The sequence below is a fragment of the Salinisphaera sp. T5B8 genome (genome assembly GCF_040361255.1).
GTDB lineage: Bacteria > Pseudomonadota > Gammaproteobacteria > Nevskiales > Salinisphaeraceae > Salinisphaera.
This window is the reverse complement of sequence record NZ_APNG01000012.1, coordinates 40,922-64,560: the sequence shown is the minus strand read 5'-3', so window position 1 is coordinate 64,560 and position 23,639 is coordinate 40,922. Positions and strand designations below refer to the sequence as shown.

General features: G+C 64.0%; 27 protein-coding genes. 17 read left to right on the top strand and 10 right to left on the bottom strand.

Annotation, left to right across the window (positions count from 1 at the left end; genetic code table 11):
• Nucleotides 1–56: 56 nt before the first annotated feature.
• The 3 genes from T5B8_RS11975 to T5B8_RS11965 all read left to right on the top strand — a co-directional run bounded on the left by T5B8_RS11975 (nt 57) and on the right by T5B8_RS11965 (nt 3,746).
• Nucleotides 57–959 (top strand): acyl-CoA thioesterase, encoded by a 903-nt coding sequence (locus tag T5B8_RS11975; protein ID WP_353179036.1) that lies wholly within the window; start codon nt 57–59, stop codon nt 957–959.
• A 415-nt stretch (nt 960–1,374) separates the two neighbouring features.
• Nucleotides 1,375–2,862, top strand: coding sequence for a SulP family inorganic anion transporter (locus T5B8_RS11970; protein WP_353179034.1), 1,488 nt, complete (start codon nt 1,375–1,377; stop codon nt 2,860–2,862).
• 26 nt (nt 2,863–2,888) lie between these two features.
• The gene (locus T5B8_RS11965) at nt 2,889–3,746 is read left to right on the top strand and encodes a universal stress protein (RefSeq protein ID WP_353179032.1); all 858 of its coding nucleotides are present in this window, start codon (nt 2,889–2,891) and stop codon (nt 3,744–3,746) included.
• A 91-nt stretch (nt 3,747–3,837) separates the two neighbouring features.
• On the opposite strand, the gene T5B8_RS11960 is transcribed toward T5B8_RS11965, so the two are convergent.
• Both T5B8_RS11960 and gfa read right to left on the bottom strand, forming a co-directional pair.
• Complete coding sequence (locus tag T5B8_RS11960) at nt 3,838–5,001, bottom strand: zinc-dependent alcohol dehydrogenase (RefSeq protein WP_353179030.1); 1,164 nt, start codon at nt 4,999–5,001, stop codon at nt 3,838–3,840.
• A gap of 440 nt (nt 5,002–5,441) precedes the next feature.
• Nucleotides 5,442–6,008 carry an S-(hydroxymethyl)glutathione synthase gene (gene gfa, locus T5B8_RS11955; protein WP_353179028.1) on the bottom strand — a complete coding sequence of 189 codons (567 nt, stop codon included), beginning with the start codon at nt 6,006–6,008 and terminating at the stop codon, nt 5,442–5,444.
• A gap of 173 nt (nt 6,009–6,181) precedes the next feature.
• On the opposite strand from gfa, the gene T5B8_RS11950 reads away from it, so the two are divergent.
• Genes T5B8_RS11950 through T5B8_RS11940 form a run of 3 tightly spaced genes read left to right on the top strand, consistent with a single transcriptional unit; the run spans nt 6,182 to nt 9,091 of the window.
• Entirely contained in the window at nt 6,182–7,363 is a 1,182-nt protein-coding gene (locus T5B8_RS11950) for a M48 family metalloprotease (protein ID WP_353179027.1), read from the top strand.
• A complete protein-coding gene (locus T5B8_RS11945) occupies nt 7,356–8,141 on the top strand; it encodes a thiosulfate oxidation carrier protein SoxY (RefSeq protein WP_353179025.1) in 786 nt (261 codons plus the stop codon). The genes T5B8_RS11950 and T5B8_RS11945 overlap by 8 nt, the downstream gene beginning before the upstream one ends.
• Nucleotides 8,138–9,091, top strand: a complete 954-nt coding sequence (locus T5B8_RS11940; protein ID WP_353179024.1) for a quinoprotein relay system zinc metallohydrolase 1 — start codon at nt 8,138–8,140, stop codon at nt 9,089–9,091. Before T5B8_RS11945 ends, T5B8_RS11940 begins: the two co-directional genes overlap by 4 nt.
• Here T5B8_RS11940 and T5B8_RS11935 read toward each other — a convergent pair whose 3' ends face one another.
• From T5B8_RS11935 to T5B8_RS11910, 6 genes are read right to left on the bottom strand one after another with little or no spacing between them, the layout of a single operon-like run.
• Nucleotides 9,092–9,823 (bottom strand): hypothetical protein, encoded by a 732-nt coding sequence (locus tag T5B8_RS11935; RefSeq protein ID WP_353179022.1) that lies wholly within the window; start codon nt 9,821–9,823, stop codon nt 9,092–9,094.
• Between the two features lie 2 nt (nt 9,824–9,825).
• Nucleotides 9,826–10,338 (bottom strand): hypothetical protein, encoded by a 513-nt coding sequence (locus T5B8_RS11930; RefSeq protein WP_353179021.1) that lies wholly within the window; start codon nt 10,336–10,338, stop codon nt 9,826–9,828.
• Nucleotides 10,339–10,378: 40 nt separating this feature from the next.
• On the bottom strand, nt 10,379–10,975 hold the full coding sequence (locus T5B8_RS11925) for a hypothetical protein (protein WP_353179019.1): 597 nt from the start codon (nt 10,973–10,975) through the stop codon (nt 10,379–10,381).
• Nucleotides 10,976–10,982: 7 nt separating this feature from the next.
• Nucleotides 10,983–11,720, bottom strand: a complete 738-nt coding sequence (locus tag T5B8_RS11920) for a MotA/TolQ/ExbB proton channel family protein (RefSeq protein ID WP_353179018.1) — start codon at nt 11,718–11,720, stop codon at nt 10,983–10,985.
• Between the two features lie 50 nt (nt 11,721–11,770).
• On the bottom strand, nt 11,771–13,057 hold the full coding sequence (locus tag T5B8_RS11915) for an FCSD flavin-binding domain-containing protein (RefSeq protein WP_353179016.1): 1,287 nt from the start codon (nt 13,055–13,057) through the stop codon (nt 11,771–11,773).
• A complete protein-coding gene (locus T5B8_RS11910) occupies nt 13,047–13,388 on the bottom strand; it encodes a c-type cytochrome (RefSeq protein WP_353179015.1) in 342 nt (113 codons plus the stop codon). The genes T5B8_RS11915 and T5B8_RS11910 overlap by 11 nt, the downstream gene beginning before the upstream one ends.
• Nucleotides 13,389–13,636: 248 nt before the next feature.
• Here T5B8_RS11910 and T5B8_RS11905 point away from each other — a divergent pair, with 248 nt between their 5' ends.
• From T5B8_RS11905 to T5B8_RS11860, 10 genes are read left to right on the top strand one after another with little or no spacing between them, the layout of a single operon-like run.
• Nucleotides 13,637–14,650, top strand: a complete 1,014-nt coding sequence (locus tag T5B8_RS11905; RefSeq protein WP_353179013.1) for an ABC transporter substrate-binding protein — start codon at nt 13,637–13,639, stop codon at nt 14,648–14,650.
• Nucleotides 14,647–15,384, top strand: a complete 738-nt coding sequence (locus T5B8_RS11900; protein ID WP_353179011.1) for an ABC transporter permease — start codon at nt 14,647–14,649, stop codon at nt 15,382–15,384. The genes T5B8_RS11905 and T5B8_RS11900 overlap by 4 nt, the downstream gene beginning before the upstream one ends.
• Nucleotides 15,381–16,178 carry an ABC transporter ATP-binding protein gene (locus T5B8_RS11895; RefSeq protein ID WP_353179009.1) on the top strand — a complete coding sequence of 266 codons (798 nt, stop codon included), beginning with the start codon at nt 15,381–15,383 and terminating at the stop codon, nt 16,176–16,178. Before T5B8_RS11900 ends, T5B8_RS11895 begins: the two co-directional genes overlap by 4 nt.
• On the top strand, nt 16,175–16,927 hold the full coding sequence (locus T5B8_RS11890) for a lanthanide ABC transporter ATP-binding protein PedB/LutE (protein WP_353179007.1): 753 nt from the start codon (nt 16,175–16,177) through the stop codon (nt 16,925–16,927). The genes T5B8_RS11895 and T5B8_RS11890 overlap by 4 nt, the downstream gene beginning before the upstream one ends.
• The gene (locus T5B8_RS11885; protein WP_353179005.1) at nt 16,927–17,925 is read left to right on the top strand and encodes a PQQ-dependent catabolism-associated beta-propeller protein; all 999 of its coding nucleotides are present in this window, start codon (nt 16,927–16,929) and stop codon (nt 17,923–17,925) included. The genes T5B8_RS11890 and T5B8_RS11885 overlap by 1 nt, the downstream gene beginning before the upstream one ends.
• Nucleotides 17,926–17,927: 2 nt before the next feature.
• Nucleotides 17,928–19,163 carry a lanthanide ABC transporter ABC transporter substrate-binding protein PedA1 gene (locus T5B8_RS11880; protein ID WP_353179004.1) on the top strand — a complete coding sequence of 412 codons (1,236 nt, stop codon included), beginning with the start codon at nt 17,928–17,930 and terminating at the stop codon, nt 19,161–19,163.
• 42 nt (nt 19,164–19,205) lie between these two features.
• Nucleotides 19,206–19,454: a hypothetical protein gene (locus T5B8_RS11875; RefSeq protein WP_353179002.1), complete on the top strand. Its 249-nt coding sequence runs from the start codon at nt 19,206–19,208 to the stop codon at nt 19,452–19,454.
• On the top strand, nt 19,442–20,248 hold the full coding sequence (locus tag T5B8_RS11870) for a lanthanide ABC transporter permease protein PedC (protein WP_353179000.1): 807 nt from the start codon (nt 19,442–19,444) through the stop codon (nt 20,246–20,248). The genes T5B8_RS11875 and T5B8_RS11870 overlap by 13 nt, the downstream gene beginning before the upstream one ends.
• Nucleotides 20,249–20,286: 38 nt before the next feature.
• Nucleotides 20,287–21,057: a helix-turn-helix domain-containing protein gene (locus T5B8_RS11865; RefSeq protein ID WP_353178998.1), complete on the top strand. Its 771-nt coding sequence runs from the start codon at nt 20,287–20,289 to the stop codon at nt 21,055–21,057.
• Between the two features lie 45 nt (nt 21,058–21,102).
• The gene (locus T5B8_RS11860) at nt 21,103–21,702 is read left to right on the top strand and encodes a short chain dehydrogenase (RefSeq protein WP_353178996.1); all 600 of its coding nucleotides are present in this window, start codon (nt 21,103–21,105) and stop codon (nt 21,700–21,702) included.
• Nucleotides 21,703–21,830: 128 nt separating this feature from the next.
• Here the strand turns inward: T5B8_RS11860 and T5B8_RS11855 are convergent, their stop codons facing one another.
• A complete protein-coding gene (locus T5B8_RS11855) occupies nt 21,831–22,139 on the bottom strand; it encodes a hypothetical protein (RefSeq protein ID WP_353178994.1) in 309 nt (102 codons plus the stop codon).
• 293 nt (nt 22,140–22,432) lie between these two features.
• A complete protein-coding gene (locus T5B8_RS11850; RefSeq protein ID WP_353178992.1) occupies nt 22,433–23,053 on the bottom strand; it encodes a TetR/AcrR family transcriptional regulator in 621 nt (206 codons plus the stop codon).
• Nucleotides 23,054–23,129: 76 nt separating this feature from the next.
• Between T5B8_RS11850 and T5B8_RS11845 the strand changes: the two genes are divergently transcribed.
• Entirely contained in the window at nt 23,130–23,612 is a 483-nt protein-coding gene (locus T5B8_RS11845; RefSeq protein ID WP_353178990.1) for a hotdog fold domain-containing protein, read from the top strand.
• The last annotated feature ends 27 nt before the right edge of the window (nt 23,613–23,639 follow it).

The window sequence follows — 23,639 nt, the reverse complement described above, 5'->3', positions numbered from 1 at the left end:
TTCGTCGTTCGACGACGGTCCGTGGGCGTATCGATACCCGTTGCAAGGACATGACCGTGAAGATGCCCGCCTGGCAGACCGAGCCCGAACACTACGATTTGCGCCATACCGTGGCGCTGCAGTATGCGCACCTGGATACCATCCGCCATGCCAACAACGTGGCCGTGCACGGCCTGCATGTCGAAGCGCGGATCCGCTACCAGCTGGGCGCGCTCGGTCAGGCGCATCTGTTTTCCGATCGCGTGCTGTTGCGCCCGCGCCGCACGATCACCCATTTCCTGCGGGAAACGCACTATCCTCACGATGTGACCTGCAGCGCTCGCCTGATTGCGGTTACGGATCAGACCTATCGGCTGGTCACCGCGCTGTTTCAGCAGGGCGAATGCGTGGGCGTACAGGACTGCCTGATGGGCGCCTGGCATGACGATCGCTGGGTGGACCTGCCTGAGGATGTGCACGCGGCCCTTGCGCACAATCTCGCGGCCGAGGAGGTCGCCGTCAGCGACTGGCCGCCGAACCCGCCCGCGCAGGTGCCAATGACCGGCTACCCGGCCCACAGCGAGATATCCGGGCGCTATGCCGATCTCGACCCGGACGCGGTCATCGGCGAACTCGCGCTGTCGCGTTATATCGAACAGTCGCGCGCCGGTACGCTACGCCCGATTCGCAACGACCCCGCCCTGGGCATGCTGGTTGCCAGTGTCGATCTGAGCTATCACCGTTGGCACCACGGGCGTTCGGATGTACAGGTGGTTTGTGGTGTCGACCGGATCGGCAACAGTTCTTTCGCCCTGGCCGGCGCCGCTGTGGTCGGGCCCGCGCGGCTGGTCACCGCTCGTACCACCATGGTGCTCGTCGATGGGCACACCCGAAAGCCAACGCCGATCGACGACGCCTTGCGTGCGTCGATGAAGCCGTTGTTCATCAGCGACGGTGGATCGACCAGCTCGCCGATGTAGACAACGCCGGCGATCCGGCCGGCCTTTACTGGCATGCGATCCATTTCAAGGTCGACGCCCGCAGCTACGGGGCTTTGATGTCAGATCGCCGCCGCGTCATCTGCAAGTAATACCGGCAAGCGATATTGTGTCGAGCGCGACGCGGCGCGCGCCTTCGCTTATGTTCTGTTAGTATGCGCGCGCTCGACCGGCCCGCCTGACACCCGATGGTGTAACACGGCGGCCCGAAACCGAACCGAGCGCAGCCGCGCCCGTCGCGTTCGCGACCGCCATGCCGTGATTTATACGGTTTCTGGCCCGGCGCTTGCTCCGTGAACCGAATAATCCAGCGTCCGTGACAACAGGCGCTATCGCTACGTGTGCCGTGCGCCCCGGGGCCGCGGTACGACGTATCGTCCAGCAGGCACGACAACCGATGATCCAATCGATACGACAGACCTGGTTTTCCAATATCCGCGCCGATGTGCTCGCCGGTACCGTGGTCGCACTGGCGCTGATTCCGGAAGCGATCGCGTTTTCCATCATTGCCGGCGTGGATCCGAAAGTCGGGCTCTATGCCTCGTTCTGTATCTGTGTGGTCATTGCCTTTGCGGGTGGGCGCCCGGGCATGATTTCGGCCGCCACGGGCGCGATGGCGCTGCTGATGACTACGCTGGTCGCCGAGCACGGCCTGCAATATCTGCTCGCCGCCACGCTGCTGACCGGCGTGTTGCAGATTGTGGCCGGCGTTTTGCGGCTGGGTGAGTTGATGCGGTTCGTGTCACGATCGGTGGTCACCGGCTTCGTCAATGCGCTGGCCATTCTCATCTTCATGGCGCAGCTGCCGGAACTCACCGGCGTGACCTGGCATGTCTATGCCATGACCGCGGCCGGGTTGGGCATCATCTATCTGTTTCCCTATGTGCCGGTGATCGGGCGCATGCTGCCGTCGCCGCTGATCTGCATTCTGGTGCTCACCGGGGTCTATATGACCAGTGGCATGAGCATCAACACCGTGGGCGATATGGGCGAACTGCCGGATACGCTGCCGGTGTTTCTGTGGCCCGACGTACCGCTGACCATGGACACGTTCTGGATCATCCTGCCGTATTCGATCATGCTCACCGTGGTTGGTTTGATGGAGTCGATGATGACGGCCACGATCGTCGACGATCTCACCGATACCAACAGCGACAAGAACCGCGAATGCCGCGGCCAGGGCATCGCCAACGTCGGCGCCGGCCTGCTGGGCGGCATGGCCGGCTGCGGCATGATTGGCCAGTCGGTCATCAACATCAAATCCGGCGGGCGCACGCGTTTGTCGACCCTGTGTGCAGGTGTGGTGCTGCTGATCATGGTGGTCTTTCTGTCCGACTGGGTGTCGCGTATTCCCATGGCCGCACTGGTGGCGGTGATGATCATGGTGTCCATCGGCACCTTCAGCTGGGAGTCGCTGCGCGATATGCGCAAGCACCCGCTGAGTACGAATATCGTGATGGTGACGGTCGTTGCCGTGGTGGTGGCCACGCATAACCTGGCCATCGGCGTGTTCGTCGGCGTGCTGTTGTCGTCGCTGTTCTTTGCCAACAAGGTGGGGCGGCTGCTCTATATCGGCAGTCGCGAAACCGACGATGGGCGCGGTCGTGAATATGAAGTGGTGGGCCAGGTGTTTTTCACCTCGGCCGAGAAATTCGTGGCCGGCTTCGACTTCAAGGAAGCGCTCGATCATGTACGTATCGATCTGCGGCGTGCGCATTTCTGGGATATCACCGCGGTGGGCGCGCTCGACAAGGTGGTGCTCAAATTCCGCCGTGAAGGCGCCGAAGTGGATGTGGTGGGGCTCAACGAAGCCAGCGCCACGCTGGTCGATCGCATCGCCGTGCACGACAAGCCCGACGCTGAGAAACTGCTCGGCGGTCATTAGAAACGACAAGTAATCGAGGAGATTTCATGAGCGAGCGCCACGTCACCGCCTGTATCGATGGCTCGGCTTATTCGCAGGCCGTCTGCGATGCCGCAGCCTGGGCGAGCCTGCGCCTGGAGATCGGGCTGACCTTCGTGCACGTCATCGACAAGACCGGCCGCGCGGCCGAGTCCGATGTAAGTGGTCAGATTGGCCTGGGTTCGCGCGAGCATCTGCTTTCCGAGCTGGCGCAACTCGACGAGCAACGCGCCCGTCTGGAGCGCGAGCAGGGCCGGATCATGCTCGAGGCCGCCTGCGAACGGGCCGCGGCCGATGGGGTGGCGAATGCCGCTTCGCGTCAGCGCCACGGCGCGCTGGCCGAAACCCTGGTGGAACTGGAAGGCGCCACGCGCCTGCTGGTGCTGGGCAAGCGCGGCGAAACCGCGGATACGGCGCATGAACATCTGGGCTCGAATCTCGAACGGGTGATTCGTTCACTGCATTGCCCAATGCTGATCACGCCGCCTACGTTCAAAACCCCCGAGCGGATCGTCGTCGCCTTCGACGGCAGCCGCACGTCTAAGGCGATGATCGAACGTATCGCGGCCAGCCCGCTGTTCGCGGGCGTGGTCTGTCATCTGGTCTATGTAGGCGATGCCAGCGACGAATGCCGCAAGAAGCTCGACGATGCCAAGGCCGCTCTCGACGGTATCTGTTCCGAGGTCGTCATTGCGATTCTCGACGGCGAGGTCGAGGCCAGCCTGCGTGCCTACGAACAGGCCAACGCTATCGACATGCTGGTCATGGGCGCCTATGGCCACTCGCGTATCCGTCATCTGCTGGTCGGCAGTACCACCACGGAGATGATCCGGCGCGCGACGCTGCCGGTGCTGATTCTGCGCTAGTGGGCGTTATTCGCAGACAAGAAAAAGGGGCGATGTATCGCCCCTTTTTTCGTTTGGCCCGCGGGCCGGTCGCGCTTTCAAGCGTGCTTGATCACGGCGTCATGACCACCTTGATGCAGCCGTCTTCCTTGGCATTGAAGTTGGCATAGGCCTCGGGCGCGTCGTTCAGCCCGTAGCGATGGGTGATGATGAACGACGGGTCGATCAGGCCCTGTTCCACGGTATTGAGCAGGCCCTTGAGATAACCCTGCATATGGGTCTGGCCGCCCTTGACCGATAGCGACTTGTTCATCAGCGCGTTGATCGCGAAACCGTCCACCTTGTCGGTATAGACGCCCGGCAGCGAAAGGCGCCCGCCCTTGCGCACCGACATGATCATTTCGTTGATCGCATGCGGATGATTGTCTTCGGTGGAATCCGCGCTGCGGCGGATCGCTTCCGGGTCGCCCTGGCCGTGGGCTTCGGCGCCGACACAGTCGATACCGCAGTCCGGGCCGCGCCCGCCGGTCATATCGAGCAGCTTGCTGTAGACGTCTTCTTCTTCGAAGTTGATGACTTCAGCGCCGGCTTTGTCGTGGGCCAGCTTCAGGCGCTCCGGTACGCGATCGATCGCGATCACGCGGCCCGCGCCCATCATCCAGGCACTGCGAATGGCGAACTGGCCGACCGGCCCGCAGCCCCAGATGGCGACCGTGTCGCCGGCTTCCATATCGCACTGGTCGACGGCCTGATAGCCGGTCGGGTAGATATCCGACAAAAACAGCAGCTGATCATCGCGCAGGTCGGATTCGACCTTGATCGGCCCGACGTCGGCATAGGGCACGCGCACGTACTCCGCCTGACCGCCGGGGATGCCGCCCAGTACATGCGAATAGCCGAACAGCGCGGCCGGGGAATGCCCCATCAGCTCGGCGGCCTGATCGGCGTTCGGGTTGGAGTTGTCGCACAGCGAATACAGATGCTTGTTGCAGAAAAAGCAGCCGCCGCAGGAAATGGTGAAGGGTACGACCACGCGGTCGCCCTTTTTGAGATTATTCACGGCCGAGCCGGTTTCCACGACCTCGCCCATGAATTCGTGGCCGAGCACGTCGCCGGCCTGCATGCCAGCCATCAGGCCGTTGTACAGATGCAGATCGGAGCCGCAGATCGCGGTCGCGGTGATCTTGATGATGGCGTCGCGATCCTGCTGAATCTTCGGATCGTCGACGTTGTCCACGCGTACGTCGTGGGTACCGTGCCAGGTGAGTGCTTTCATGAGGCGTTCACTGTTTTGGGAACTGTCAGCCCTTATGCTGCACGCCGGGTTACGCCGGTGGAATGCGAATTATCACTGAACGGCCGGTGGGTAAAAGACTTTTGTGCTTGGCGTGGGGACAGGCGTAATCAATCGCGCCGACCCGCAGGCACGGGCCGACGCGGTCTGCGGGCTAGGGCGTGTCGTCATGAGATATGACGTCGCATTGCCCGCATCGGGCGTGTCAGGCAAGGCGCGGGCCGCCGAGCGTGGCCCGCCACGGTCAAGGTCCGCAACGCCGCATGGCGCGTCCGACGCGGGCAACCCGGAGGGTCGGCGGCCAAGCCCCGGCAATTCGGCGTTATCGCTCGCTTACGTGGCATGGCCACGCGACGCTCGCGATGCCTTGTCTTGCCGGCGCTTGGCTACCGATGCGCCGCCTTATCTTATGACGACACGCCCTAGAGCACGCCTTTTTGCTTGGCGGTATGGGTCGCGATGACGTCCATGAGCGTGGGCGACAGGCAGTCGTAGGGTTCCAGGCCCATGTCGTGCAGATGCCGGCGGATTTCGCCCATCTTGTTCGGGTCGGTGCCGCCTTCGATGATCGACGATACGAACGCCGCGAACTGGGGCGGTTCCCAGCCCTCGTCGTCGGAAAGTTCGGTATGGATGAAATCCAGGCCGTAGAACGGGTGCTTGCTGTCGTCGATATGCCCGACCATATGCGTGCCGCAGTCGCGACAGGCATGCCGTTTGATGGCCGCGTTTTCGTTGACGACCGAGAGTTTTTTCTCGTTGGCGGTGATCTTGACGCTATCGCTGGGTACGACCGCGATCTGGGCAAAGGTCGCGCCTTCGGGTTTCCAGCACATCGTGCAGCCACAGACATGGTTGTGCGCGCACTGTGACGAAACGCTGACTTCTACCGGGTCGCTGCTGCATTTGCAGTGCAGCGTGCCGCCGGAAAAATTTTCTGCGGCGGGCTTCATGCCCTGGTCGACGCTGGGATGTATCGTGATGCTCATGGTGACTCCTCGTCTCGCAATGAAACGGTTTATGGGCCATTGGCCGCTGGTTCGCCGGTGTTCGCACCGGCGTGCGATTCACATTACGCCGCCCATGACCTGCTTCAAATGCGACGTAAGCCGGGTATTGCCGACCGGTGGGGGTATTGCACCGGTGGTCACCGGGAGCGGCCATGGCGGCGGCTGAGCTGTATACGCTCGTCAGCGTCTGGCTTTTGGCCGGACTGCTGTTCGAGGCGATGGTGTGTATGCGCCAATGGCGCCATCTCGCGCGCGAGGGTGGCCAGGCCCGCGCGGCCCGCCACGGCCAGCGGCGGGCGCTGTTCGATTGGCTGGCCGGCTTCGAACGGGTGGTTCGTATCGCTTTCTGGCTCGGCGCGGGTGCGTTGGGCGCGATGTATGCGGGCCTGGCAGGCCACGCCGGTTTCGGCGTACTCATGTTTGCGGGCCTGTTTGCGGCAATCGATCAGCTGCTGTGCGAAATACGCCAGTGGGCGCGCTGGTGGTTCGTCGAGCGGGCGGCCGGCATGTCGCGAAAACGTGCCGTATCGCTGGCAGGCGACAGTGCCCGACGCGTGGGCGTGCAGGTCGCGATGGCGGTCCTGGCGGCGGTCTGGCTGTTGTGGCCGTTTTCGATCTGGGCGTTTGCGCTGGCCTGGCCGATCAGCGGTGTGCTCGCGATCGCGGGCATGGCGTTGTGGTTCTGGGCCCGGCCCAATCTCATCGCGCCATTGTTCGAACGCTTCACGCCACTCGCGGCTGGCGAACTGCGCCAGCGTCTGGATGCGATGATGCAGCACTGCGGCGTGTCGCTGGATACCGTGCTGGTGGTGGATACATCGCGTCGTTCGCGCGTGGCCAATGCCTATTTCACCGGGCTGGGCGCACATAAGCGAGTGGTGCTTTCGGATACGCTTATCGACTATCTCTCGGCCGCCGAACTGGCGGCGGTGATGGCCCATGAGCTCGGGCATTATCGCTGCGGTCATCTGCAGCGTTTCTATGCCAGCCAGGCCGGGCTGCTGTTGGCCGGTTATCTGGCGATCGGATGGGTCGCCGCCGCCGCCGATCTGGCCGTTGCGCCGGCCGTGCTGGTGTTTGGCGCCTATCTGCTGTTGCCGGCACTTGGCTGGCCGCTCAAGCTGTGGCAGTCCGCGCGCCGGCGCCGCTACGAATTTGAGGCCGATGCCTATGCCGCCGAGCATGCCGACGCGGCGGCATTGATCACGGCGCTGGAGAAGCTGCTGGCCAACAATCTCACCGCGCCGACCATGGATCGCTGGTATGCGGCGGTGTTCGCGACCCATCCGCCGGGCAGCGCACGGCTCGACCGGCTGCGTGCGATCCATGACTAGGGCCGTCATGCATGCGGCGGTATGGGCGTTGGCGATGTGCCTGCTGGCGTGTTCAACGCTCGTTTTCGCCGCAGCCGACGACCCGCGTGATCCGCTCGATTCGTCGCGCTGGCGTTACATGCGCGCTGCGCATTTTCGCGATGCGCCGGTGGTTTTCGATGAACGCGTGCAGGTGTGGGTGCCGGGCGCGGCCGATAACAGCGGTACCACGCCGGTACAGATACGCGCGCCGGGCCTCGACGATGTGGTCCAGATTCGCGTGATTGCCGATGCCAATGCCGACAGCCGGGTGCTGGATTATTTTCCGGTGGGCGCGCAGGCAGCGATCGGTTTCAGTTTGGTAGTGGAACAGGCCACGCCGCTACGCGCGGCCATGCGCACCGGCGACGGTGTATGGCATATCGGCGGACGCTGGGTGGATGCCGAAGGCGGCGGTTGTGCGCCGGCCAGCGTGATACCGACGGTTGATCTGACAGCTGGAACCCAGCCGGTCATCGCTGCGCATCGCTGGGCCCGGCACGAAAACAGCCAGCGTTTGAAGTTTCGTATCCGCCTGCCCGCAAGCGGCACGCCAGCGCGCAGCACCGAACAGATGACGGTGCGCGACGACGCCAGCGATGTGCGCGTACGCATCGTGGCGGGCACATCGCTCGACACGGCCAGCGTGTTCACACTGGATATCGATAGCCGCGCGCCGTTGCAGATCGAAGCCCGTGATACGACCGGCCAGCGTTATCGTACCCGTGTCTGGCAGCCCCTGGATGAGGCGAGCCGATGAGGCGCGTCTCGGTACTGGGCCTGTGCTGTGTGCTGTTACTGGCGACGATTCCGGCGCTGGCCGGCGACTACTACGCACTCACGCCGCAACGAATTGCCCCCGATACCTTTGTGTTCGAGGGCGAGCTCGAAGCCTTCGATTTCGACAACCACGGCGCGGTGGTCAATACCGGCTTCATCGTGACCGCGGATGGCGTGGTGGTCATCGATACCGGCCCGTCGCGGCTCTATGGTCAGGCCATGCGTGCGGCGATCGCCCAGGTAACCGATCAACCGGTCGTGGGGGTGTATATCACCCATGCCCATGCCGACCATTTTCTGGGCAACAACGCATTCGCAGACGTACCGATCGCCGCACTCGAGGCCACCGCTGCCACCATCGATACGGCCGGCAAACAGATGGCGCGTCATCTCTACGATCGGATCGGCGCGGCCATGCGTGGTACATCGGCGGTGGTGCCCAACAAAATCGTCGATCTCGGCAGCGACGGCCAGGCACGTGTGGATTACGGCGATCGCTATCTGCGGCTCATCGCGACGGCCGGGCATAGCCCGGGCGATCTGATGATTCTGGATGAGCGTACCGGCGTGCTGTTTGCCGGCGATGTCGTGTTCAATGAGCGTGCGCCGGCCACACCGCACGGCGATATTGCCGGCTGGTTACATTCGCTCGATGAAGCAGCGGCCAGCGGCTTTCGTATCGTGGTGCCCGGCCACGGACCCGTCGCCTACGATGACGCGCCCCTGGGTCAGACAGGTGACTATCTGCGCTGGCTCATGCATCGCTTCGAACAGGCGGCCGAGCGCGGAGACAGTGCCGCCGAGCTGATGTTCGAGCCCTTGCCGGCGCGCTGGGCGGCGCTGGCGGTCCAGCCGGCCGAGTATCGGCGGTCGGTGGGCTATCTCTATCCGGCCCTGGAGCGCGCGACGCTGTCCAGCCGTCCCGATTAGTCACCGCCCGGGCGCGTGGGTGAGTTCCAGGCTGATATGCCCGCCGGTGATCGTATGCGCTTGGCTGGTCAGGCGCTCGTCGCGCTCCAGCCGGGCCAGGCCCACGCCGGGGCAATACCATTCGCGTTGTTCGATGGGTACCTCGGTGGGCGCGAAACCCGCGCCTGCGCCGAGCTTGAAATACGCCCGGCCTACGGCCAGTACGCAGTGTTCGAAGCGTCCGGCTGGCACATCCACCGGCGCGTCGACGTCGGTGATTCGATAATCCAGGGTGATGGTGTTGCCCGGCGCGTGTTCGCTGATGAACGTCTGGGCACGATCGAGCAGATAGGTATGGGCCGGTTCGCGCCACTGCGCGCCGAGGGTGGCCGGTAGCGGCAGAATCTTGACTGCCGGTTGATCCATGATCGGCGTATGGCTGGCCACCGACTTGATCGCGACGCGGTAATAACCGTCGTCGCGCTCGGCCAGATAATAACGACGGCCCTCGTCGTTGCGGCGAATGGCGACCGCTGCCTCGCCGGCAAAGCCGCGCCGGGCCACGTTTTCCATGATGCGTGTCTGGCGCTGTGGCTCGGCGCCATTGCGTTGGACGACCATGCGATATTGCCAGCGCAGGCCGGGCTCCAGCGGGTTGAGCGCATCGGCGTCAGGGCGCGCATCGCAGGCCGCCAGCAACACGATGACCCCGACCAGCGCCAGCCTGGCCACGCAGTCTGCGACAGCGGCCATGCTCATTTCTCCGGCAGGGTGGGTTCGGGCAGATCGCGCAGTTCGATGCGCTGGTGATCGGGCGCGAAGGTGCCGGCCTCGCTGGTCATGGGCGCGCTGTCGTCGGTCATCGCCGTGCCGATCTGGAGCTGGCCGTTGCGCATGGCATCGCGGGCGCGCTCCAGCCGGGTGTGCAGTTCGCGTGCATAGGGCAGGGCATAGGCGCGCGGAATGCCGATGGGCTCGTCGTCGATGATGGGCGTGACCCATAAATAGATACGCCCGGGCGCGCCCTGGCTTTCATCAGGCTCGACGATCGACGAGGCATTGAGCAGAAAATGCCCCGGCAACGCCATGCGCGCCGGCCAGCCGCGTAAATCCTGCAATGAATGCCAGGTCACGAAATACAGCGCGCTCACCAGCACGATACAGCCGATCCGTACCCACAGCGGCCAGCCGCTACGGATATTGAGCGCGAGTACCAACACGCCGAGGGCGACATACGCCGCGCCGAGCAGCCAGAGCGTTTGTGTCATTGCGCTTCCTCATGGTTTGAAATCATGGCCCGTGTCGCGCTCATTGCACGATCGATTTGGGCAGGGTGTTCACGTGGCTGACCGAGCCGTCTGGATCGACGGTAAAGCGCACCGCGGTACGTTCCTGGCCGGGGTAGTCGAGGGTGATCTGATCCTTGAATACGATTTGCAGGCGCGGATTGACCCGGCTGACCACCACATCGGCCACGATCGGCTGGCCGGTCTGCGAGGCGTAATACTGTAGGTTGACGATATATTCGCCCGGCGCGCGCCCGCGAATGGTCACCACTTCCTGATTGAGTTCGTTGGTCACCCGCACGCCGTCGACGATCATTTCGTCGTTGATCAGCCCGCGATCGTCGCGATCCAGATTCATGAGCCCGGCTTCCGGATGCAGATACCACACGGTGTCGCCGCCGGGGCCCTGCACCCACAGATCGACATCGTCCGGCCGGCCCGATTCCCAGGTCGCGGTGACGATATATTCGGCCTTGGCCGGAATCTCGCCGGTTTGCGTGGGCGGGTTCAGAAAGAACACCGCGATCAGGAACATGAAGGTAAAACCCAGCAGCGCATTGAACAGCAGGTCGGTAAACGGGTCGGTTTCGCTGTGACGACGTTTGCGCCGAAAGGCCATGATGTGTTCAGCCCAGATGCCGGCTCTGGGCGAAGGTCACGATCCGCGCCTGCAGACGATCGGCTGCGCGATCGAGCAACAGATACTGCAGGCTCAAGACCATGCTCGTGCTCAGGCCTACCAGCGTGGTGTAGAGGGCCACGCGCATGCCCTGACTCATGCCCACCAGCAGTTGCTGAATCGCGGCCACATCGAACGATTGCGTGGCGTTGACGGTCGCCAGCATGACGATGAAGCCGATCACCGTGCCCAGCAGACCGAGCTTGATCAGCGCGCCACAGACGAACCAGCCCATCTCGTGGGCGCCGGCCAGCCGCTCGCCGAGCAGGTCCACCAGCGTGTCCGGCGGTCGGCCCTCGCGATGGCCATGAAAATGCAGCAGGGCGGCCAGATAGGCCGCAGCCGCGCTGGCTGGCTGCACGTGGCCATCCACGGTGAGCGTGCTGCGATCGGTCAGATCCAGGCGGGCGTTGTCGTCACCAGCGATCGCCTCGAAGCGGGCGGCTTCCAGCGACAGCCAGGCGCTGCGCACCCCGCAATAGCCCCAGGTCGCACAAAAGATCAGACCGATGATCAGGCTCACGCGCGTGCTGTCGCCGGCGATCAGCGCGGTGAGCACGTTGTACTGCTGTGCCACCCAGAGCACGAATACGAGCACGCCGGTGATGATCAGCCATTGCTGAAAGACATGCCCGGAGCCGGCGCCCGGATGGCTGCGGTGAAAGCGGGTCAGCGATATCGCCATGGGGGCTCCTTGTGCCGGCTGGAGGCGCCTGTCGATCGGCCCAGGTCGGGCTAGCCGAAACTGTCGCGCACGATGTTGTGATACCACGAACGCGCATAGTCGGCTTCGGCTTCGCGCGTGTTCGCATCAGCCGCCAGCGCGGAAATGCCGCCTGCGTTGGCGAGTGCTGCCAGTCGATCGCCGTCGACACGATAGACCTCGGTCACGCTGATGCCATAGTCGGGCGCGACCAGGCTGTAGCAGGCATTGATCAGCTTGGTCTCGCCCACCGCCTGGCCGGCCAGTTCGCGCGCGATCGCATGGGCACACAGCTTGGCCTGCATGTTGGCCGCATAGGCGGATTTGGGCATGGGGTCGGCGCGTGTGGCATCGCCGATCACGTGGACCCCGGCATGCCCCGGCACGGAAAAATCATGGGCGGCGACCGGTACCCAGCCGGCGGCATCGGTGAGCCCGGCGTCTTCGACCAGGCGCCCGGCACGCTGGGGCGGAATGATATTGAGCACGTCGGCGGCGTATTCGTCGCCGCCGACCGTGCGCACGCGCCGGCTGTGCGCATCCACTTCCACCACGCGAGCGCCGTCGCGCCGACCGCCGCGCCACTGCAGGCGGTCGCCGTAGCGCGCGCCCCAGCCGGTACGAAACAGCGGTTCCTTGGAGAAATGGTCCTTGGCGTCGAGGATGAGTACCTGTGCTCGCGGTTTGTGCCGGCTTAGAAAATGCGCGATCAGGCTGGCGCGTTCGTAGGGCCCGGGCGGGCAACGATAGGGATTGTCCGGCACGCTGATAATCACCCGGCCGTTGTCGGGCATGGCGCGTAATTGATCGCGCAGGGCGCGCAGCTGGCTGGCGCCGCCGGGCCAGGCATGGGGAATACGCGCCAAGGCGGCCGGGCCGTAGCCGGTAATGGCCTGCCAGTCGAAATCGATACCGGGGGCGATCACCAGCCGGTCGCCGGCGATCACGCGCCCGTCGGCCAGATGAATACGACGCCGACCCGGTTCCACGCCGTCGATATCGGCATGCACGACATCGACACCGGCCGCGCTCAGGCCGGCATGGGTCTGGGTGATCGCCGAAACCGGGCGCAGGCCGGCGACCACGGCATTGCAGAACGGCCCGGTCACGAACCGCGATTGCCGATCGACCAGGGTCACCCGCAGATCGGGCGCGAGCCGGCGCAGTGCCAGCGCGCAGCTGGCGCCGGCAAAACCGCCGCCGGCGATGACCACCTGGGACGACGTGCGTGCCTGTACGCGGCTGCCCAGGCCGAGCGATGCCAGCGTGGCCGCACCCGCCAGTCCGCGCAGCAGCCGGCGCCGATCGTTACGGGGCATGGTGTTCGCCGTGGTCGGCGCGCTCGAAGGTGCCGAAATAATCGGCCAGGGCCGCAATCTCGGCATCGTCATAGCCGGGCGCGATACGATTCATGATCGTGGTGGGGCCGTCGGCCGTGCCCTCGTCATCGCCACGGCGATAGGCCTGCATGCGTTCGATGAAGCGCGATCGTGCCAGTCCCGCCAGCGACGGCACGGCCCCGACCGAGCGGCCGTGCGGGCCATGACACGCCGTGCAGGCGCCGGCGAGCATCGCCCCGTCGGGGGTCGCGGCGCTGGCGAGCGTAGCCAGGCTCAACAACATCGGCACGACGATCGGGCGATATCTCATCGCCTTGAAACTACGCCCACCGTCGCCGCCCGGCAAGCGCCACGCCGCGGCTCGCGCGTGGCCGTGTTCGACTATTCGCGGGCTTGCACGCAACGACTGTTAGCGGGCAATTTAGATGGTCAAACAAGCATATAACCACGGCGCGCATGCGAACGTGCCGGGATCACTCATAACACGGCCGGCGTACACGACGTCGGCGTTTGGCGATGGCAGTGCCGGTTTGGCCCGGCCTGCCGGCAGGAGATGGCATGACAGCAAGCGCGCGTGTCGCAACAGGCCTGTGGCTAGCCGGGCTGATCGTGCTCGTGGCGTGGCTGGCCGGCTGTTCGGCCGATACGCCGGATAATGCCGACGACCCGTTGCGTATCGGCGTGCTCAAGTTCGGCACCGTGAGCTGGGAGCTGGACACCATCGCGCGCCATGGCTTGGCCGAAAAGCACGACGTGGCCATCGAGGTGGTGCCACTGGCTTCCGAGAATGCGTTGGCGGTGGCCTTGCAGGGTGGCCGTGTCGACATGATCGTTTCCGACTGGCTCTGGGCGGCCCGCCAGCGCGGCGCCGACCGCGACTATCAGTTCGTGCCCTATTCACGCGCGGTGGGCGCGGTCATGGTCAATCCCGCATCGGGCGTGAAAGATCTGGCCGATCTGACAGGGCGCAAGCTCGGTATCGCCGGCGGGCCGGTAGACAAGACCTGGCTGCTGCTGCGTGCCTATGCCCAGAAAACGCGCGGGCTGGATCTGGAGCGCGTGGTCGAGCCCACCTTTGCCGCGCCCCCCATGATCAACCGTCTGATGCTCGATGGCGCGCTGCCGGCGGCGATCAACTTCTGGCATTACAACGCACGCCTGTCGGCACTGGGCATGCGCGAGCTGGTCAGTGTTCGGCAAATGCTCGCCGGCCTGGGCATCGATACGGTGCCGCCATTGCTGGGCTGGGTCTTTGCCGAAGACTGGGCCGATCAGCATCGCGTCGAACTGCAGCATTTTTTCGCTGCCAGCCAGGATGCCAAGCGCCTGCTGGCCGAATCCGACGACGCCTGGGCGCCGCTCGAGGACATGATCAAGCCGGAAAGCGAGGCCGTGTTCGCGGCCATTCGTGATGGTTATCGCGCCGGCATCATCGAGCGCTACGGCGCGCCCGAGATCGCCGCGGCCGGCCAGCTGTTCGATGTGCTGGCCGCGGAAAGCGATGGCCAGCTCACCGGTGGCGTCAAACAGCTTTCACCCGATGTGTTCTGGGATGGATATCGCCTGCCATGACGGCACTGGTGCGTGCGGCATCGCTGCTCGGCCTGGCGCTGATCTGGCAGATCGCGGCCCTGGTCGTACACAGCGATGTGCTGCCCGGCCCGTTGGCGGTGTTGGCGGCGCTGATCGCACATACGCTTTCCGGCGAGCTGCCCTATCATCTGGCAATCACCCTGGCGCGCGTGGCGGCGTCGTTTTTGCTGGCGATGGCCATCGGTACGGCGGTGGGCATTGTCATGGGCCGCTACCGCAAGCTCGATCTGGTGCTCGATGGCGCCCTGGTGCTGGGGCTCAATATTCCGGCCCTGGTGACCATCATCCTTTGCTATGTCTGGTTCGGCCTCAACGATGTGGCGGCCGTGCTCGCTGTCGCGCTCAACAAGATTCCGACCGTGATCGTCATGGTGCGCGAGGGCGCAAGGGCGGTGGACCCGAAACTGCTCGCCGTCGCCCAGGCCTATCGCGTGCCCCGCTGGGTGACGCTGCGCCAGGTGTTTCTGCCGCAGCTCTATCCCTATCTCATGGGCGCGGCCCGCAGCGGCCTGGCGCTGATCTGGAAGATCGTGCTCGTGGTGGAACTGCTCGGGCGCAGCAACGGCGTGGGTTTTCAATTGCATGTGTATTACCAGTTCTTCGATATCAGCAGCATCCTGGCCTATACGCTGGCGTTCGCGGCGGTCGTGCTGCTGGTCGAAGCCCTGGTGATGCGCCCGCTGGAAAAACGGCTCACGCGGTGGCGCACATGAGCGGCCTGCAGATCGATATTCGCGAGAAGCGCTTCGCCGACACGGCCGTGCTGGGGGCATGTCGTATCGAAGCCGCGCCGGGCGAATTCATCGCCCTGGTCGGGCCGTCCGGCGCCGGCAAGAGTACGTTGTTGTCGCTGGTCGCCGGGCTGGATAGCGACTACCGGGGCGATATCCGCTGGGATGGCGCACCGTTATGCGCGCGTGGCGAATCGCCCGCGCATATGGGCATGATGTTTCAGGAGCCGCGGCTGATGCCGTGGCTGAGCGCGCTGGATAACGTAAAGCTTGCCGAGGCCGATCGGCTGGCCCACGAGCCGGGCTATCGCTCGCAGGCCGCGCGCTTGCTCGACGAAGTAGGGCTGGGAGCTGCCATGCATGCCTGGCCCAATCAGCTATCCGGCGGCATGCAGCGGCGTGTGGCGCTCGCGCGTGCGTTCGTGGTCGAGCCGCGGTTGCTGCTCATGGACGAGCCGTTCGTATCGCTGGATATGCCTACCGGCAATCGCCTGCGGCGTGCGCTGCTGGCGCTGTGCGAACGCCAGCGCCCGCTGGTGCTGTTCGTGACCCACGATCTGCGCGAAGCACTGGCGCTGGCCGATCGCGTGCTGTTTTTCGGCGGCACGCCCGCCCGTGTGCTGCTCGATCATCCGGTCGCCGGGGCACGCGGCAAGGATCTGGAAAGCGCGGAAGTCGCCCAGGCCCAGCAGGCCCTGCTGGCCCGGTTCCCGCAGCTTTTGTCGGGCATACTCGATAGCCACGCTGCCGCCACCGACGCCGAGGATCAGCCATGAACGAGCCCGCCCTCAAGGTCGATACCGTGAGCAAATCCTACGGCACGCTCAAGGCGCTCGATGCAGTATCGCTGGCGGTCGAGCCGGGTGAGTTCGTGGTCCTGCTGGGGCCGAACGGCGCCGGCAAGAGCACGCTGTTTCAACTGCTGACCGGGCTTTTCGTGCCCGATGCCGGGGCCATCGAGGTCGCCGGTCACGACATGCGCCGCGATGCGCGCGCCGCGCTGGCCAAGCTCGGTGTGGTCTTTCAGCAGCCCACGCTCGATCTTGATCTGAGTGTGGTGGCCAATCTGAAATTCCATGCTCGCCTGCACGGCATGGGCGCCAGGGCAAAGGCCCGTATCGACGAAGAACTGGCACGTATCGGCCAGGCCGAACGCGCCAACGATGCTGCCCGGGCGCTGTCCGGTGGTAACCGGCGCAAGATCGAACTCGCCCGGGCGCTGTTGCACGAGCCGGCGCTATTGCTCATGGACGAACCCACGGTGGGCCTGGACCCCGGCTCGCGCGAACTGCTGGTCGATTATGTCCACAAACTCTGTGCCGAGCGTGGCATGGGCGTGCTCTGGGCGACCCATCTGGTCGACGAGGCCGAGCGCGCGCACCGCGTCATCGTCCTGCACAAGGGCCAGCGCATCGCCGTGGATACCCCGCGCGCTTTGTGCGAGCAAACCGATACCACCTCGCTGGGCCAGGCTTTTCTCGAGCTCACCGGCGAGGCGCCCCAGAAAAAAGAGGAGACCGTCTAATGCGTTTCGATCCATACAAGCAGGTCCGCCTGGCATTGGCCGCCGTGCTCTTCACCGCCAGCCCGATGCTGTGGGCAGCCGGCACAGGCAATGTCTATGTCTCCAGCGAAGACGACGATGTAGTGAGCGTTTTCGACGGCAAAAGCCTCGACAAGATCGACACCATCGCCGTGTCCGAGCGCCCGCGCTGGCTGGCGTTTTCGCCCGACCATAAAAAGCTGTACGTGGCCTGTGGCGACGACGATTCCATCGACGTGATCGATATCGCGGAAGGCAAGGTCACCGACCGGCTCACCGATATCGACGATCCGGAGATCTTTGCCATCGGCCCGGACGGCAAGCGGCTGTATATCTCCAACGAAGACGATGCCCAGTTCACCATCTACGACATCGCTGCCAAGAAAGCCGTCGCCCAGATCGACGTGGGCCAGGAGCCGGAAGGCGTGCTTGTCACCCCCGATGGCAAGACCGCCTATGTGACCTCGGAAGTGGCGAACATGGTGCATCGGGTGAATCTCGACAGCCATGAGATCGAGGCCAATATCGTGGTCGGCAACCGCCCGCGTCGTTTCGCCCTGTCGGCGGACGGCAACACGCTGTGGGTGACCAACGAACTGTCCGGCTCGGTATCGCTGATCGATACCCGCAGCAACCAGGTCAGCGACACCATCGAATTCAAGCCGCAGGGCTTTCGCCCGGAAGACGTGACACCGGTGGGCATACGGCTGTCCGACGACGGCGCACATGCCTTCGTCACGCTCGGGCGCGCCAATCATGTGGCCTTTGTGAATACGAAAACCCATGCCGTCGAGGATTACGTGCTGGTCGGCGATCGCGCCTGGGGCATCGCCCAGAGCCGCGACGGCAAACAGCTGTATGTGACCAATGGCCTGTCGGATGATATGTCGATCGTCGATATCGACAAGCGCAAGACCCTGCGCTCGATCAGTGCCGGGCGCGTACCGCATAGCGTGGTGGTCGATACGGTGGTCGAGTGATCATGTCGCGCGTCAGACACCAGTCGAGATGCGCGCCGTTGTGGCGCGTCGTGCTGCTATGCCTGATTACTGCAGGTGGGGTGCTGGCGCTGCCCGGCCTGGCCGTGGCCCAGCAAAATCTCGAAGCGTTCGATATCGGCTATATCGGTTGGAACGACGATCCCCGCTATTCCGAAGCCCGTATCGAACGCGAATATCAGGGCGAGCCCTGGGGGCGGCCGATCGACGGCGCGCGGGTGGCCATCGACGAGGCGCGTTTTCCCGGTATCGCCGCCGGGGTGAAGTTCGGCCTGAACGAACAGCTGGTATCCAACACGCGTGCGGTGCTGGATACGGTGCGTGACATGCGCGATGCGGGTACGCGCTTCATTCTGCTCGATCTGCCGGCCGGCACGGTTTCGCGGGTGGCCGAAGAGTTTGCCGACGACGAACTGACGTTTTTTAACGTCGCCGCCCACGACGACCGCCTGCGCGGGGCGCACTGCCAGGCCAGCCTGCTGCATACGATTCCGTCGGATGCCATGCGCAACGATGCGCTGGCTCAGTATCTGGTATCGCGCCAGTGGCGCGATGTGCTCGTGCTGGTCGGCCCGGAACGCGCGGACAAGGTACTGGCGAAATCCTTTCGACGCTCTGCCAAGCGGTTCGGTCTGAATATCGTTGGCACGCGCGATTTCGTGCTCGGCAACGACCCGCGCCAGCGCGACAAGAACAATCCCAAACTGCTCACCTCCGGTATCGACTACGACGCGGTCTATATCGCCGACACCCAGGGCGAGTTCGCCCGGAATGCCAATTTCGCCATTCAGAAACCACGACCGGTGGTCGGCAGCGGTGGACTCGTGCCCCAGGCCTGGCACTGGGCCTGGACGCGCCACGGTGCGCGTCAGCTCAACCACCGGTTGGAGAAGAAGGCCGACCGGCATATGACCGCCTACGACTGGGCTGCCTGGGTGGCGGTGAAAGCCGTTGTCGAAGCCATCCAGCGCAGCGAAAGCACCGACTACGACACTCTGGCGGCCTATATACGCGGCGACGAGATCAATCTCGACGGCTTCAAGGGTTATCGCATGGGTTTTCGCGGCTGGGACGGCCAACTGCGTCAGCCCATGTTGCTGGGCAGCGGCAACTGGGTGGTCGCCCGTGCGCCGCTGGACGGCTTTCTGCACCCGGACAATTATCTGGACACGCTCGGCTTCGACCCGCGTGAAAGTGCCTGCAAGCTCGCGGGAAATTGATTTGAAAACGAAACGTCCGCAAATGAACGCGAATAAACGCAAATGATGAAGGCACAGGCAAGACAAAAGCGTTGTTGGGCGGTGACGCCACGTCAACGCCAGCAACACGACGAGGTGAGCGGCGGACTTGAGCCTGCGCAGGCGGTGCATGGCATCGGCCGCCGGTCGCGTCCGATAGCGGCCCGTTATCGTCTTATTGGCCTTTATTCGCGTTCATTCGCGGTCGAATTGCTTTGTGCCGGCTTTAGCATCTTCCCGGTTGGAGCGACAGGATTGTCATGCCGCGATTGAGCCATGTGCTGCAAGCATTGACCGCGGTTTCCTCGCGCGAAACCGTCAAGTTTCTGCATCAGCGGGGGCGGCTGGCCTCGGCGGTCGTGCGCCCGAGCCTGTGGCTGCTGATCTTCGCGGCCGGTTTCAAGAACGTGTTCGGCATATCCGTATTGCCGCCCTACGACAGCTATATCGAATACCAGGTGTATGTCGTGCCGGGCCTGCTGGGCATGGTGCTGCTGTTCAACGGCATGCAATCGTCGCTGGCCATGGTCTACGACCGCGAGATGGGGCTCATGCGGTTGCTGCTGACCGCGCCGTTGCCACGCTCGGTACTGCTGGCCTGCAAGCTGCTCGCGGGCACGTTTCTCTCCGTGCTGCAGGCGTATGCGTTTCTTGTCGTCTGTGCGCTGTTCGGCGTCGATCTGCCCTGGTGGCCGGGCCTGTTGACGGTGCTGCCCGCCTTGATCCTGACCGGCCTGATGCTCGGCGCGCTGGGGCTGTTGCTGTCGGTCTATATCAAGCAGCTGGAGAACTTCGCCGGCACCATGAACTTCGTGATATTTCCGATGTTCTTTCTCTCGCCGGCCTTGTATCCGCTGTGGAAGCTGGAAGAATCCGGCGCCACCGTCATCTACCAGCTATCGCGTATCAACCCGTTCACGCACGGCGTGGAACTGGTGCGTTTCGCGATGTACGGCCAGATCAACGGCGTCTCGCTGGCCGTGGTCGCCGGTACGCTGGTGGTGTTCTTCGCGCTCGCGGTCTGGGGCTACGACCCGCAGCGCGGGCTGGTCCGCCGCAAGGGGTGAGACGAATGGTACGCCCGGCGCGTTGTTAAACTGCGCACATGACTAGTCAGGCTCGCGCGGTTCCGACGATCAGTGCGCTTCGCTGTCCGCTACAGCGAGGTTTCGAGCGTCACGACTACGGGCAGCTGCTACTGCCGTTCGAAGCGTCCATGACCATCGTGGTCGAAACCTGTGCCTATACCATCGCCCCCGGTGAGGCGCTATGGGTACCGGCATGGGCGCGTCATCGTGCGACACGGGTCGCCGGTCGCATGCTGGTCGTCAATATCAATTTCGGCGAGCTTGGGCCCGGGCATGGCGTGGCCGGCGATGTTCGTCACGTGCGCCTGGATGGACAGGCGCAAGCGTTCTGCGACTTTCTCCGCGCGGGCTTGATAAACGATGGCCTGTCGTCTGCCGCGGCTCAGCGTCATAGCCTCGGGTTGCTCGCGGCACTGGCGCCGGAGGTGTTTGCGGCCACCGGCGATAGCCTGGCTCAGGCCTATGCCCGGTTGACGGTGCCTTCGGAACGGATATCGATCGCCGATCTGGCCGCCCGCGCGCATCTGTCCCCGAGTCAGTTCCGGCGGCGTTTTTTCGAGCGCTTTGGTGCGCCGCCACGAACGATACGTTCGCATGCTCGGCGTAATTGGGCGATGCAGGCGCTGCAGTCGCCGGATATCGGGGTTGCCGAGATCGCAGCGCGGCTGGGCTACGACAATACCGCGTCGTTCACGAACTTCTTTCGTCGTGAAGTGGGTATGCCGCCGGCCGCCTGGCGCGCGCGATATGAAAACCACGCACGCGGTTTGCCCGATGATTCGCGTTAGCACGCGTGACATGCTTCGCGCCGAATTCCTATCGCGAGAACGGTTATGCGAATTGCAATTATTGGTGCGAACGGCACGATCGGCGGCTGCGTACGCGCGGCGTTGAGCGGTCATGCGGATATCATCAGCGGCGGGCGCAACGATGCCGATTACGCCGTGGATATCACGCAGCCGGACTCGATCACGGCGTTCTATGAGTCGGTCGGCCCGCTCGACGGGGTGATCTGTACGGCCGGCGGCGCCGAATTTCATACCATCGACGCGTTGACGCCGCAGCGTAATGCCACCGCCGTGGCAAGCAAACTGCTGGGGCAGGTCAACCTGGTGTTGATCGGTCAATACTATCTCAATACGGGCGCCAGCTTTATGCTGACAGCCGGCATCATGATGGATCAGCCGATCCGTCACGGCACGTCGGCGGCCATGGCCAACGGCGGCGTAACGGCATTCGTACGCTCGGCGGCCGCCGGTCTGACATCGGGCCAACGTCTCAACGCGGTCAGCCCCGGCCTGTTACACGAATCCGAAGCCAAATACGGCGAATTCTTTCCCGGTTTCACGACGGTGCCGGGTGAGCGTGTCGCGCTTGCCTACAAGAAAAGCGTACTCGGTGTGGACAACGGCGAGATCATGCGCGTCTACTGACCGAGCACCGATAGACCGAAAAAGCCAGGCCGAGCGCGCGTTCGCCCGATACGCACGTCAATGCATACCGGCACGCCAGCCGCCGCGCCGGAAAAAGCCAAGCGCGGTCGGCGGCCGCAGGCGCGTGATTAACCGCGTGCTGTGACGATACGCCAGACGCTCGTGCGACAGCGCGCAAACAGTGCCGTATGGCCATCCGGGTCGGCGAGGCTGGCCAGGTCGTGCGTTAGACGTTGCGCGAAGCGCCGGAGACGGTGTCGGGCTGCGAACGACAGCACGGCAATTGTGCCAAACAGCACGCCGCTTGCCGGCTCGGCGTGCAGCGTGGCGATACTCAGGCCCAGGCAGATCACGCCATTGAGCACGAGTGCGCTGTCGTATTCATGGATATTGACGAGCCGTTTGTTGGCCAGGGCTCGGGCGTCGTTGCTGTTCATCGATCGGGTTCTCAGGGGTAGGGCATACGAGCGACGCTCTATTATCGGTCCCGCAGAACGAAAATGGAGTGTTTTCGGGGAATAATCTTGATTTTTTATGGGTGCGCGGCCGGTACGCAACGCAGTCGGCTGTGCGCAAGCAAGCAGATTGTCCGCCAATGAACGCGAAGACACGCCACCAAGGCGAAAGACAGGTCGCGCGAAGGCCGGCTGGCTGATGTTCACGCCGCATGCGCCACGGTTCGCATAATCAAGCGTTTGCCTGTATTCGCGGATGGTTATGGCGCCGGTGATCAATCCGCTGGCGATACGCTGATCGAACGCCAGGCCGCATCGACGAAGACGCTGGCATGCGTGACCGGTTCGCCGCCCACGCGGCCGGCAAGCCAGGCCCGACAATAATTTTCGCTCGCGCCCACGAGAAGCGAGGCATAGGTCTCGCGCGGCAGCGAGCGGACCTCGCCGGACTCAACGCCGGCCTTGAGCAGGCCCATCAGGTGGCCGAAGCGTTGTTTGTTCTTTTCCTTGAGCGCGGCAGCGTTCGCGCCGGCGGCGACCTCGCTGCGCGCGGCGTACATGAACCGCGCTTCGCGCGGGTGATGGCCGACCCAGTCCAGATAGCCGCGAATAAGCGCATCCACGACGTCATATGGCGTGGCGGCCTGTTCGAGTGCGGGCTGCGACCAGGCCATCTGTTCGTCGAGCAGCTGCAGAAACAGCGCAGCGATCAATCCGTCGCGATTGCCGAAATGGTGGTAGAGCGAACCGATACTGCTGTTCGCGCGGCGGCGGATCTGTTCGATGGTCATGCCGCTCAGGCCGTTTTCGTCGAAACAGGCGATCGCGCTGGCGAGCAGTTTGTCGCGGCTCGATCGGGGCGCGTCTGAGCGGGACTGGGGACTTGTCTTGGGCATATTAGAATAATATTCTAGAACTATATTCTAGTTGTCGTGGCATTCGTAATCACGGCGCAACCGCGAGGCACAGGTAATGGCCAGTCAGTCCAGGGTTCTGAAGTTATGGCAACGGCTCGAAAACCGGCCCGGTGGCCATTGGTTGTTCACGCGCCTGGTGTGTTGGCAGGCGCCCTATTTCGCGTCGATCAAGCCTCGAGTGCATGTACTTGAAGCTGGACGCTGCGAAGTCGGTATCCGCAAGCGACGAGCGGTGACCAATCATATCGGGTCGGTACACGCCATCGCGATGTGCAATATGGCGGAACTCGCCGGCGGGCTGATGACCGATGCCACGGTCACGCCCGCCTATCGCTGGATTCCCAAGGGCATGACCGTCGAATATCGCGCGATCGCCAAGACCGATCTGGTCGCGCGAGCCTATCCGCCCGAGGCGCCGGCAGCCGAGGGCGATTACGTGGTGGGTGTCGATGTGCACGACCGCGACGACCAGGTCGTGCTGCATGCCGATATCACGATGTGGCTGTCGCAGCCCAAATCCGGTCGCACTCGCAAGTGAGCCGTGTCGGCCGAATTCACGCAGGCC

Bases quoted from the DNA above. Each gene is read 5' to 3' on its own strand.
- T5B8_RS11940 (WP_353179024.1), top strand. From the start codon at position 8,138: ATGAGGCGCGTCTCGGTACTGGGCCTGTGCTGTGTGCTGTTACTGGCG.
- T5B8_RS11970 (WP_353179034.1), top strand. From the start codon at position 1,375: ATGATCCAATCGATACGACAGACCTGGTTTTCCAATATCCGCGCCGAT.
- T5B8_RS11960 (WP_353179030.1), bottom strand. From the start codon at position 5,001: ATGAAAGCACTCACCTGGCACGGTACCCACGACGTACGCGTGGACAAC.
- T5B8_RS11845 (WP_353178990.1), top strand. From the start codon at position 23,130: ATGGCCAGTCAGTCCAGGGTTCTGAAGTTATGGCAACGGCTCGAAAAC.
- T5B8_RS11850 (WP_353178992.1), bottom strand. From the start codon at position 23,053: ATGCCCAAGACAAGTCCCCAGTCCCGCTCAGACGCGCCCCGATCGAGC.
- T5B8_RS11885 (WP_353179005.1), top strand. From the start codon at position 16,927: ATGCGTTTCGATCCATACAAGCAGGTCCGCCTGGCATTGGCCGCCGTG.
- T5B8_RS11945 (WP_353179025.1), top strand. From the start codon at position 7,356: ATGACTAGGGCCGTCATGCATGCGGCGGTATGGGCGTTGGCGATGTGC.
- gfa (WP_353179028.1), bottom strand. From the start codon at position 6,008: ATGAGCATCACGATACATCCCAGCGTCGACCAGGGCATGAAGCCCGCC.
- T5B8_RS11925 (WP_353179019.1), bottom strand. From the start codon at position 10,975: ATGGCCTTTCGGCGCAAACGTCGTCACAGCGAAACCGACCCGTTTACC.
- T5B8_RS11900 (WP_353179011.1), top strand. From the start codon at position 14,647: ATGACGGCACTGGTGCGTGCGGCATCGCTGCTCGGCCTGGCGCTGATC.
- T5B8_RS11950 (WP_353179027.1), top strand. From the start codon at position 6,182: ATGGCGGCGGCTGAGCTGTATACGCTCGTCAGCGTCTGGCTTTTGGCC.
- T5B8_RS11920 (WP_353179018.1), bottom strand. From the start codon at position 11,720: ATGGCGATATCGCTGACCCGCTTTCACCGCAGCCATCCGGGCGCCGGC.
- T5B8_RS11870 (WP_353179000.1), top strand. From the start codon at position 19,442: ATGCCGCGATTGAGCCATGTGCTGCAAGCATTGACCGCGGTTTCCTCG.
- T5B8_RS11915 (WP_353179016.1), bottom strand. From the start codon at position 13,057: ATGCCCCGTAACGATCGGCGCCGGCTGCTGCGCGGACTGGCGGGTGCG.
- T5B8_RS11860 (WP_353178996.1), top strand. From the start codon at position 21,103: ATGCGAATTGCAATTATTGGTGCGAACGGCACGATCGGCGGCTGCGTA.
- T5B8_RS11875 (WP_353179002.1), top strand. From the start codon at position 19,206: ATGATGAAGGCACAGGCAAGACAAAAGCGTTGTTGGGCGGTGACGCCA.
- T5B8_RS11930 (WP_353179021.1), bottom strand. From the start codon at position 10,338: ATGACACAAACGCTCTGGCTGCTCGGCGCGGCGTATGTCGCCCTCGGC.
- T5B8_RS11905 (WP_353179013.1), top strand. From the start codon at position 13,637: ATGACAGCAAGCGCGCGTGTCGCAACAGGCCTGTGGCTAGCCGGGCTG.
- T5B8_RS11880 (WP_353179004.1), top strand. From the start codon at position 17,928: ATGTCGCGCGTCAGACACCAGTCGAGATGCGCGCCGTTGTGGCGCGTC.
- T5B8_RS11935 (WP_353179022.1), bottom strand. From the start codon at position 9,823: ATGGCCGCTGTCGCAGACTGCGTGGCCAGGCTGGCGCTGGTCGGGGTC.
- T5B8_RS11855 (WP_353178994.1), bottom strand. From the start codon at position 22,139: ATGAACAGCAACGACGCCCGAGCCCTGGCCAACAAACGGCTCGTCAAT.
- T5B8_RS11910 (WP_353179015.1), bottom strand. From the start codon at position 13,388: ATGAGATATCGCCCGATCGTCGTGCCGATGTTGTTGAGCCTGGCTACG.
- T5B8_RS11895 (WP_353179009.1), top strand. From the start codon at position 15,381: ATGAGCGGCCTGCAGATCGATATTCGCGAGAAGCGCTTCGCCGACACG.
- T5B8_RS11890 (WP_353179007.1), top strand. From the start codon at position 16,175: ATGAACGAGCCCGCCCTCAAGGTCGATACCGTGAGCAAATCCTACGGC.
- T5B8_RS11865 (WP_353178998.1), top strand. From the start codon at position 20,287: ATGACTAGTCAGGCTCGCGCGGTTCCGACGATCAGTGCGCTTCGCTGT.
- T5B8_RS11965 (WP_353179032.1), top strand. From the start codon at position 2,889: ATGAGCGAGCGCCACGTCACCGCCTGTATCGATGGCTCGGCTTATTCG.